Raw genomic sequence first — 10,490 nt, forward strand, 5'->3', positions numbered from 1 at the left:
TAGTAATATGAGGTAAATTATGAAGGGGAAACATTGGCTACTAGGTATTGTACTTAGTGGATGTGTAGCAGGCGTTGGATTCGGCTTACAACCATTAAGTGAAACTTATGTAGGACCTTATGTGCAAGAACAATTACATACAGCACTGAATGGAACTGTTTCCTATTCATCATTTCACATTGGTTGGGATGGTTCTGTTCAAATGAAAGATCTCAGTGTAGAAGATGCTAAGGGGCAATCTGTACTTACTGCGGACGCTTTGACCGTGTCTATACAATGGTTAAAGGTATTGCAATATCCTTTTGGACAGATATCACCAGATGCTTTGGTGGGAACGATTACTGTCTCCTCACCTCATGTGAATGTAGTACAAGATGAAACTGGACAATGGAATATACTGCAGTTGGTAAAAGAACGGGACTCAGAAGAACCTAGTCAATTTAGTGGATTGCTACGTGTAGAAAATGGAACGATTTCACTATTCTTGCCACAGGCAACGCCTTTATTGCTATCAGATGTGAATGGTACTGTCTTGGGTGATGGTGGTCATATGCTGGAGGGAGTCGTGGATGCCCAATTAGGAAAGGATCATATTCATTCCAACATACAATGGGCGTTGGATGACAGTGGTAATCGATCATTCTATGTGGAAACACCACATTTAGATATAGCTCCTATTATAAATCGAATCTCTTTACCAACTGCAGTAAGTCCTATCAGTGGTGAGCTGACAGATGTAGCATTGACAGTCACACAACGTGGTGGTTTCTGGTATGGGGAAGGGGGACTTTCCTTCCAAAATGTAGGAACGACGCTTCAAGGTTATCGGTTAACATCTGGGAAGGGGACACTTCAAATCCATGGAGATGTGCTGTTCTTGGATGGAATTGAAGCGAATGTGAATGACGAGCACCTTCGTGTGAGTGGCACTGTACACCATGTCTTTGATGAGGATCCTACATTACATGTCAACGTAGGATTGAAAGAGTGGAATCTAGCCTCGTTTGGTCAATTGCCACTGACAGGGACTATTACGGCAGAGGCATTGTTAACAGGACCTGTATCGAATGTAAAAGCTAGTGGCGATGTAGAGGTACGAGATCTTGCCTATGAAGGAATCACAGTCAATCGTGGAAAAGCTCATCTTTCCTATGGAGATCAAGTGATTCATGTAGGAGATGCAGAACTGAGTACGCAAGGTGGAACTGTAACTGGTACTGGCTCGTATCATATAGATACAAAAGATTTCTTTGCACAGCTAAACTTACAAAATGTATCTTTATATGGGCTGCCTCTTGGAGGACAATCCTCTGTGCAGGGATCTGTCAGCGGTGATTTGACTGTGGAAGGACAGGGAGGTGCTATTTCAAATGTAGTGGGCTCTGTAAGGGGACGTCAAATTGGGTATAAATCTATCTTAGTGGATACTTTGGATGCTAGTGTATCTTGGGATGGTACACAACTAGTAGTACCTTATATGAATGGTAACTGGAGTAGGGGGACATTCACCGGTAGTGGTCGCTTAGGAAATGGAACATTTGGACTTAGCCTATACGGTACTCATATCGGACTAGAACAATTTAATGGATGGTCACCTAAACCTTTGGGAGGCACTGTATCCATGGAAGCAAACTTGCAGGGATCCCTAGAGAACCCTACAGGGACTGTTACCATTGCGGGAGATACACTTTCTTATGGTGTAACACAGTTTGACCGTATGTTTGTGAAAGCAAATATAGAGGATAAAAAACTGCATATCCTTGACGGTGATTTAGAATATAAAAAAAGTATCTATGATGTGCGAGGAACTATCAATTTAGATGGAGGCCAAGATGTGGATATCAAAGGCTCTGCGAAGGATGTACGTATTGAAGACATATTGCCAAACTTTACAGATATTCCTATGACGGGATGGATTTACACAGATGTACATATAGAAGGTACCTTACAGCGTCCTAAAGTAAATGGATATGTGAAAGCCTGGGATGGCTCTATATATGGAAAACTGTTTGAATCTATTGAAGGATATTATGCATATAAGGATGGGCACTTACATTTACCAAGGTTGGACATTACTAGCTATGGTTCCTCTATTGTGGTGGATGGGGATATACAAAACAAACAGTTAGATATTAATTTTGTAGGTGATGCGGTGCCAATTGAACCCTTTATTCGGGATGCGGGTCTCAACATGGTTGGCTATGTAGGCGCAGAAGGACATCTAGGTGGAACTGTGGATGCACCTATCTTTGAGGGCGTGGTACAGTCAGATGTTATGCAGGTGAAGGATACTACATTGCATGATATTACGGGTGCTGTGTACATTACGCCGAAAGTGGTACATCTGCAAGAGTTGACTTTCACGGGCAGCGGCACTAGTCAATATGAAGTAAAAGGTGGAGTTCAACTGGATGAATCGAAACGCTTATTTGGTTATGTTCGTGTACGAGATGGAGAATTGCAACAGTTATTAGCATTAAGTAATGCAAATGTACCAGATGTAAATGGCAAGTTGCAGGCGACCATTGATTTAGGTGGTACTAGTGACAGCCCAAGGTTAGATGTAAAAGGATCTCTCGAAAATACAACTATTCGTGATGAAGTAGTGGGAACTGCTACACTGGATGTGGGCTATGGTGGACGTACCATTGATATCCGTACGTTTAATTTACCTATTAAAGAAGGGCTTATTGCTGGTAAGGGTAAAGCTGATTTAGATGGGATTACAGATATTCAGTTAGTAGCATCAAAAGTGCCTGTTGGAACTATCTTGCCTTTAGTAACATCAGATATCAATGGACAAGGGAACTGGAACTTTATTATTAATGTACAGGGCCCTACGAAATCTCCAAAGGTAGAGTTTTCTAGTGAAATAGAACAAGCTGTCATCAATGGTATCAGCTTGGATCAGTTAAGCATCTTAGGCAATATGGAAGACCAAGTGGTATCGATTCAACAAGGGATGATTAAGAAAGCGGATTCTTCTATTAAAGTGCGTGGTAAATTACCTTTAAGTGCATTGGTAACCAATGAATATGTGTCTAATGATGCGAGTAAGCAATTTGATGTTTATGTGGATATGAATGAAGCAAACTTGTCAGTACTTCCATTGATGTTTAAAGAGGTACAGTCTGGAGAAGGGGCTATTCGTGGTATTGTTCATGTAACAGGAAACTCTGCAAATGTATTAGCTGATGGTACGATAGAATTAGCGAACGGATCTATGCAGCTCAAATCCTTAAAGAAACCATTGACGCAATTAAAGGGACAGCTATTATTCCGTGGTAATCATGTTGATATTACAGGAAGTACTACCATGGGGAAAGGTAATGCTGGCGTATCTGGAAATATAGGATGGACAGGTTCTCGAATTACTTCTTATGATGGTGCATTACAAATGAAAGGTATAGAAATTGGTCATGAATTTTATACCGGCCCATTGGAAGGCGAATTGTATATGATCAATAGAAATGATTTGCCAACCTTAGTAGGCGTCATCAACCTTCATGATGTGGTAGGATCTATACCTTTATCCTTTAGTAGTTCAGAGACATCGATTCCATTGGGACTAGATGTAACTATCAATGCTAAAAACAATGTGAGATTATATAATCCATTGCTTTATGATATGTACTTACAAGGGCAGGTAAAATTTGAAGGTACCTTAGGAGAACCAAAGGCAAGCGGCAAGTTATCTGTGAATAAAGGGCATGTAAAATATTTGAAAAATCGCTTTAAAATTACTGAAGGGCAAGCTAAGTTTGTCACAGGTAGTGTGATTCCTGAACTGAATGTACGAAGTATGGCGAATGTAAAGAACTATCGTGTATCCTTGCAAGCAGAAGGACCTGCTACACAGATGAGATTAAAACTGACTTCGGAACCTAATTTATCGGAACGTCAAATTATTTCTTTGTTGACTTTTGGACGTAATGTAGGTAATGCCAGTGGTGTTACATCGGATGATGCGAATGCATTGCTTACCTCTAGTTTACAGTCCTTGGCTTTTGGGTATATTGAAGATGTGTTGCAAGATACATTGGGCTTAGATTTGGTGAATATTACTACAGGCTCTTTGGATGGAAAAGACTCTCGTGATTTCCAAGAGAAAAATAACTTTAATGTGACCATAGGTAAATATGTAGTTCCAGATTTGATGGTTACCTTAACTAGAGGGCTAAAAAACGATCATGTATCATATGGTTTTCAGTATGATATCAATCGTAATGTCAGTGCTACAGGGTGGTTTAATAATGAAAATAAACGCTATTTAGGGGCGCAGTGGCGCTATCGATTCTAAAGGAGGTGAAGGTATGCTTAATGATTATATTGCCAGTGTGGATAAAATTGAATTATTGTCATGGGAAGAAGAACAACAGCTTTGGAAATCCTATGAAGAACATGAAGATATGCAGGCTCGCATGACGATCATAGAGCATTACCAACCATTAGTATTGAAAGAAGCCAATGTATATCAATCCTCTAAGATAGATATGATGGATTGCATTCAAGAGGGCACGATTGGCCTAATTGAGGCAGTAGAGCGCTATGACTCCCAAAAAGGAGTAGCTTTTTCCCTCTATGCAGTGCATCGTATTCGTGGACGCATATTAGACTATCTTCGCAAAGAAGGTAAGGAAGGCATTGTGTTACAAACTGAATCAGAAGATGGAGAAACTTGGTGGGAACAACTGCCTGCAGAGGGACCTTCTACAGAAATTGTTTGCGAGGAACGCATGTATGGGGATATGGTAACCTCTGCCATGAAACAGTTGCCTTTAGCGGAGCAACATGTAGTGGAAGAAGTGTATTACAAAGATCACAGTGTAGCATCTATTGCAGACACAATGGAGTGCAGTCATAGTTATATTCATCGATTGCGAAGAAAAGGATTAGCCCGGCTCAAAGGTTTGTTAGAAACGGCTAAAGAGACATGGGATAAAAGTTGATTCTATTGTTCAAGTCTTAAGAGTATATACATAGTACTACTCAATGGCCAGTTCTCGGACAGGGTGCAGAGAGTAGTACTTTTTTATAGGGAATTAATTACATCGAAAAAAATCGCTTGACAGATATATAGTTTGGAGTTACTATATTTGTATTATACATATAGAACAGTGATGCGAAGGACATGACCCTAACCATCTATACTTTCAGAGAAAGATACCTTGGCTGTGAGTATCTAGTGTAGACTTAGACGTTACCACCTTCAAACTGGTTTGGTGAAGGCTTAGCTTGTAATCAAATCCGTGTGGACCCGTTATCGTCCGTAAGAGTGAGTCCTATCAATAGGGACTAACTAGGGTGGAACCGCGAAGATCTTCGTCCCTTGTGTGGGAGAAGGTCTTTTTTTGTTGGTAAAAAGTATTGCCATCCCCAATGGCATAGTAGTATTAGACCTAGGGAGGTAACCTATGAGTGAAGTAAATATCATTTTACCTGATGGAAGTTCTAAAGCTTTTGCAGCTGGAACTACATTGGGTGAAGCAGTAAAACAACTATCAAACAGCTTAGCAAAAAAAGTACTAGCCGCTGATGTAAATGGAGAATTAACAGACCTTCGTGAAGTATTGGTGGAAGGTTCTAAGGTAAGCTTTTTAACATTTGCAGAAGATGGTGGTAAACATGCATTCCGTCATACTGCATCTCATGTGATGGCGCAAGCAGTAAAACGTTTGTGGCCTGATGCGCAATTGGCCATTGGACCAGCTATCGAGAACGGTTTCTACTATGACATCGATATGGAACATAAATTAGTGCCAGAAGATTTACCGAAAATCGAAGCGGAAATGAGCCGTATTGTAAAAGAAAACTTACCTATCGAAAAAGTATTGATGGAACGCCAAGAGGCACTAGATTTCTTCGCAGCTAAACATGAAAATTATAAAGTAGAGTTAATCAATGATTTGCCTGCTGATGCAGTGATTTCTGCGTACAAACAAGGTGAGTTCACTGACCTTTGCGCAGGTCCACACTTAGCAAGCACTGGTAAAGTAAAGGCTTTCAAATTACAAAGTATTGCAGGTGCATACTGGCGTGGCGATGAAAAAAATAAAATGTTGCAACGTATTTATGGTACTGCTTTTGAAAAGAAAGAAGAACTAGAGGAATACTTACACTTATTAGAAGAAGCAGCTCGTCGTGATCATCGTAAATTAGGCAAAGAGCTTGGCTTATTCGTTATCAAAGAAGAAGGACCAGGATTCCCATTCTTCTTGCCAAAAGGTATGGCAGTACGAAATGCCTTAGAAGATTTCTGGCGTGAAGTACATCATGACTATGATTATGAAGAGGTTCGTACTCCAATTATTTTGAGCCAACATTTGTGGGAAACATCTGGTCACTGGTTCCATTACCGTGAAAATATGTACACTACACAAATTGATGACGCAGAATATGCAATCAAACCAATGAACTGCCCAGGTGGTATCTTGGTATATGCAAATGAAATGCATTCCTACCGTGATTTGCCAATTCGTATGGCAGAACTTGGTTTAGTACATCGCCATGAATTGAGCGGTGCTTTGCATGGTCTATTCCGTGTACGTAGCTTTACACAAGATGATGCGCATGTATTCATGACACCATCTCAAATTAAAGAAGAGTTAATGAGCGTTATCGATCTATTCGGTCGTATCTACTCTCAATTCGGGTTGTCCTATCATGTAGAATTGAGTACAAAACCTGAAGGCGCTATCGGCGACGATGCGATTTGGGAATTGGCAACTGAAGCATTGCGTGAAGCGATCGAAGCAAAAGGTATCCCATACCGTATCAACGAAGGTGATGGTGCGTTCTATGGTCCTAAATTAGACTTCCATATTCGTGACTCCATCGGCCGTACATGGCAATGTGGAACTATCCAATTGGATATGAATTTGCCAGAACGTTTCAACTTGGAATACATCGCAGAAGATGGTCAAAAACATCGTCCAATTATGATTCACCGTGCATGCTTCGGTTCCATGGAACGTTTCATAGGTATCTTGATTGAACACTTTGCAGGAGCATTCCCAACTTGGATGGCACCAGTACAAGTGAAAATCCTTCCAATCAGTGAAAAACATGTAGAATATGCTGAAAAATTGCGTAAAGCATTTAAAGATGCTTATGTGCGTGTGGAACTAGATGATCGTAGCGAAAAAATTGGTTACAAAATCCGTCAAGCACAAATGGAAAAAGTATCCTACATGCTTGTGGTGGGTGACAAAGAAGTGGAAGAAGGAAAAGTGGCAGTTCGTAAACGTGGCGTAGGTGAACAAGGGGCAATTCCTTGGGAAGAATTCTTAGCCAATATCCAACAAGAAATTAAAGATCGTGCATAATATTAGTAATCCATAAGATATCTAAAAGTATTTGGAGTGTTAACGGCGATACTTGTTCTAATACAAGTATTGCCGATAGATTCAAGAGTGTAATCCTACTTAGGATATGTACGATACAAGTATTGTGTATACATAGGAAAAGCATCTTCACAAGAAGATGCTTTTCGTCTTATAATAGGGGCAGAAAGAAATTTGTCTTTCCTTTTCTAGTATTCCGAGTAGAGGTGATGGAATCATGATTACATTCGATGATGCGGAAAAACAAAAATTAAGTCCAGAGGATTTGAAAAAGCTGAAAAAGCATAATGATATCAATGAATGGCCTTGCCCGTTAACAGATGATATGAAACAACAAATGCATGATAGCTTTAAAGTAGTGCCTAAAAAGAAATAAGAAAAACCGTAGCTACCGATGATGAGGTTCGCTACGGTTTTTTATGTATCAAAAAGAACCGTCAACTCGTTGGTGACGGTTCTCTTATGTGGTGCTGTTGGATTGTGACTAATGTTTACAACATCTATCAATAGTGTGTTAGTAAATGTGTATACCAATGTACATATTTGTTTGATTATATTTCCGTATAGATGTGTATATATCTTATTGTAAATAGAATACTACACTTGCTGTTTTATTAGCAGACATATCACCATTTTCTACAGGCGTGGAAGTAGATATATCTGCAGATTTTACAGCCAACATAGCATATCGTGGATTTACTTCCATCGTATGAGTTCGAGTAGTTCCTAAGCTAATCGATTTTACAGGGCCTACAGTATGGCCTAAAGCGCGAGCGATAACTTCCGCTTGGTGGCGTGCATCGCTAATGGCAAAGGTAGATAATTGATCTTCTATCTCTTGCGATACATCGGTTTGGAAGGTAAGGGAATTAATATCAGAAGCACCACTAGTGATAGCAGCATCGATAGCTTTTCCAATTGAGGATGTATCATATACTCTAACAACGACAGTGTTATTTACATTATAACCATTTAATTTTGAGTTTCCATCGATATAATCGTAATTAGGATTGATGGTAATGTTAGATGTTTGAATATTATTTCTAGAAACTCCTACATGTTGTAAAGAGGAGATGAGTTTAGACATAACAGCATCATTTTGTGCTTTGGCAGCTTGTACGGAGGTGTTTTTGTTGGATACCCCTAAATTAAGAAGTGCATAGGATGGCGCCACTTGGCGAACGGCTTGGCCAGTAACGGAAATTTCACCTGGCGTCATATCTGCTGCCATAGATCCGATTGTAGCAGATGCCATGAATGCACCGATAGTGAAGGCTTTCAAAAGAAATGAATGTTTCATAGGTTCTTCCTTTCTATGTGGTGTACATATTGACAAATAAAAAATGAGTGCCCTACAATAATATAGACGCAGTACACCTTGTATTGTTATTATACTACACAATCTATATGAAAGTATGATGAAAGTTAGGAGTGAAATTATGAACCCTATTGATATTATGTTAGATCATAAAAGTATTCGCCAATATAAACCGATGCGTGTATCTCCGCAACATTTGAGTATTTTACTAGATGTAGCGAAGCGGACTGCTACCAGTATGGGTATGCAAACGTTCAGTATCATCCGTATTGTGAACCCAGAAATAAAAGCGGCCATTGCAGAGGTGTGTAAACAAGACTATGTGAAAGATATGCCTGAACTATTTATATTTGTAGTAGATGCGTATCGTAATGCACAGATTATGAAAGAAAAAGGTCTAGATTTGGATACGGCAAGTGATACAGATCGATTTTTTCAAGGTTGGACAGATGCCTGTCTTGCAGCACAAAATATGGTGACTGCAGCAGAACTGGCAGGATATGGTACAGTATATTTAGGCAGTGTGCTAAATGATGCAGAAAAAATAATCGAAATTTTGAAATTGCCTGAATTAACATTCCCGGTGGTAGGACTTGGCTTAGGTATGGCAGATCAGAAACCGGCGTTGAAACCACGCATGCCAAGAGAGGCAAATGTGTTTGATGATGCGTACAGCACATTTGATAACTACCATGAATTGTTGGAAGATTACGACGAAGAGATGAACCAATACTACGACCTTCGCAGTCCAAATTACCCATTGCCTAAATTTACAGACCAAGTAGTGGGTCGATTGAAAATGAAAGATGAGAAGAGAAGTGCGTTGATTAGAATAGCGGAAAAACAAGGGTTTCACTTTTGATACTATTCTGCCTTGTGGCGTTTTTGCGATGTAGTGAAAGAAAAGACCGCAATACACCTTCTCAGAAACGGTATTTCATAATGTATCGTCATTTGTAATGCTATGTAGCCTGTGGCTAATTAAACTTAATAAGATAAATTGAAGAGCACGGTATACTCCTCACAAACGGTATTACATAATGTTTGTTCGGAGCACACCGTGCTCTTCTTGTATATGTGTAATTTAGATAGTAAAAACGCCACAAAGCTACTACACATAACTGCGTTCCTCTAGGAAAGGTTTGTGAGTGGTTATTTGGAGGCTTACCGTGCTCTTCTTACATTTGTATAATTAAGTTAATAACACTGCCACAAGGCGTTCTACGCATAACTGCGTTCTAGGGTGGGGGTGCTGTGCTCTTATGATGTTTGGGGAATTTATGTAGTAAGGAACTTCACAAACTATTCTATGTATAACTACGTTACTCAGAAGAAATATAAGTATTGCTGGCACATGGCGTTATAAATCTGATTATAATTACAAGCAAAAGGTGTACCTTTAGCTTAGGTACACTTAATTTAGATGTTTTAAGTAGGGCTAGATTATATAGGGTGCATTCTATAGAAAACATATATGAAAAATACTAAAAAGTAGGGTTGCAAATTATTTAAAAATATCATATAATACATTCAGTGCTTGAGACACAAGCACTTTTAATTTTCTAATAATTCATTGACCTGGAAAATTAAAAAAGATTAAAAATAACTGTTGACATAAAATTATGAATCTGTTATTATAATCTAGTCGCTACAACACAGGTTGTGAACGACGAAGTTGATCTTTGAAAACTGAATAATGTAAGGTAATTACTTCGAAAGAAGTAAACATAAGCCAGAGTGCGGGTTTCACATAGTTGAAACCAACCAAATAAATTCTAGCCAAGTAATTGGCAACAACGAAAATGAATGAGCTATCAAATAGCTTCAAG

7 protein-coding genes are annotated in these 10,490 nt (G+C 39.3%); 5 read left to right on the plus strand and 2 right to left on the minus strand.

Features of this window, described 5'->3' with window-relative positions:
- The first annotated feature begins 19 nt into the window (after positions 1-19).
- From EO118_RS07930 to EO118_RS08640, 4 genes are all read left to right on the plus strand, one after another.
- On the plus strand, positions 20-4,300 hold the full coding sequence (locus tag EO118_RS07930) for a translocation/assembly module TamB domain-containing protein (protein WP_127069401.1): 4,281 nt from the start codon (positions 20-22) through the stop codon (positions 4,298-4,300).
- A 13-nt stretch (positions 4,301-4,313) separates the two neighbouring features.
- A complete protein-coding gene (locus tag EO118_RS07935) occupies positions 4,314-4,949 on the plus strand; it encodes a sigma-70 family RNA polymerase sigma factor (RefSeq protein WP_009353815.1) in 636 nt (211 codons plus the stop codon).
- 465 nt (positions 4,950-5,414) lie between these two features.
- Positions 5,415-7,325, plus strand: a complete 1,911-nt coding sequence (gene thrS, locus EO118_RS07940; RefSeq protein WP_127069402.1) for a threonine--tRNA ligase — start codon at positions 5,415-5,417, stop codon at positions 7,323-7,325.
- Between the two features lie 235 nt (positions 7,326-7,560).
- A complete protein-coding gene (locus EO118_RS08640; RefSeq protein ID WP_164723884.1) occupies positions 7,561-7,719 on the plus strand; it encodes a hypothetical protein in 159 nt (52 codons plus the stop codon).
- 204 nt (positions 7,720-7,923) lie between these two features.
- On the opposite strand, the gene EO118_RS07945 is transcribed toward EO118_RS08640, so the two are convergent.
- Positions 7,924-8,643, minus strand: coding sequence for an SIMPL domain-containing protein (locus EO118_RS07945; protein WP_127069403.1), 720 nt, complete (start codon positions 8,641-8,643; stop codon positions 7,924-7,926).
- Positions 8,644-8,782: 139 nt separating this feature from the next.
- Here EO118_RS07945 and EO118_RS07950 point away from each other — a divergent pair, with 139 nt between their 5' ends.
- Complete coding sequence (locus EO118_RS07950) at positions 8,783-9,523, plus strand: NADPH-dependent oxidoreductase (protein WP_127069404.1); 741 nt, start codon at positions 8,783-8,785, stop codon at positions 9,521-9,523.
- A gap of 786 nt (positions 9,524-10,309) precedes the next feature.
- Here EO118_RS07950 and EO118_RS08685 read toward each other — a convergent pair.
- The coding region (locus EO118_RS08685) for a hypothetical protein (protein ID WP_206168282.1) at positions 10,310-10,490 on the minus strand (181 nt) is incomplete at its 5' end.

The organism is Veillonella sp. 3891, assembly GCF_003992315.1.
GTDB lineage: Bacteria > Bacillota > Negativicutes > Veillonellales > Veillonellaceae > F0422.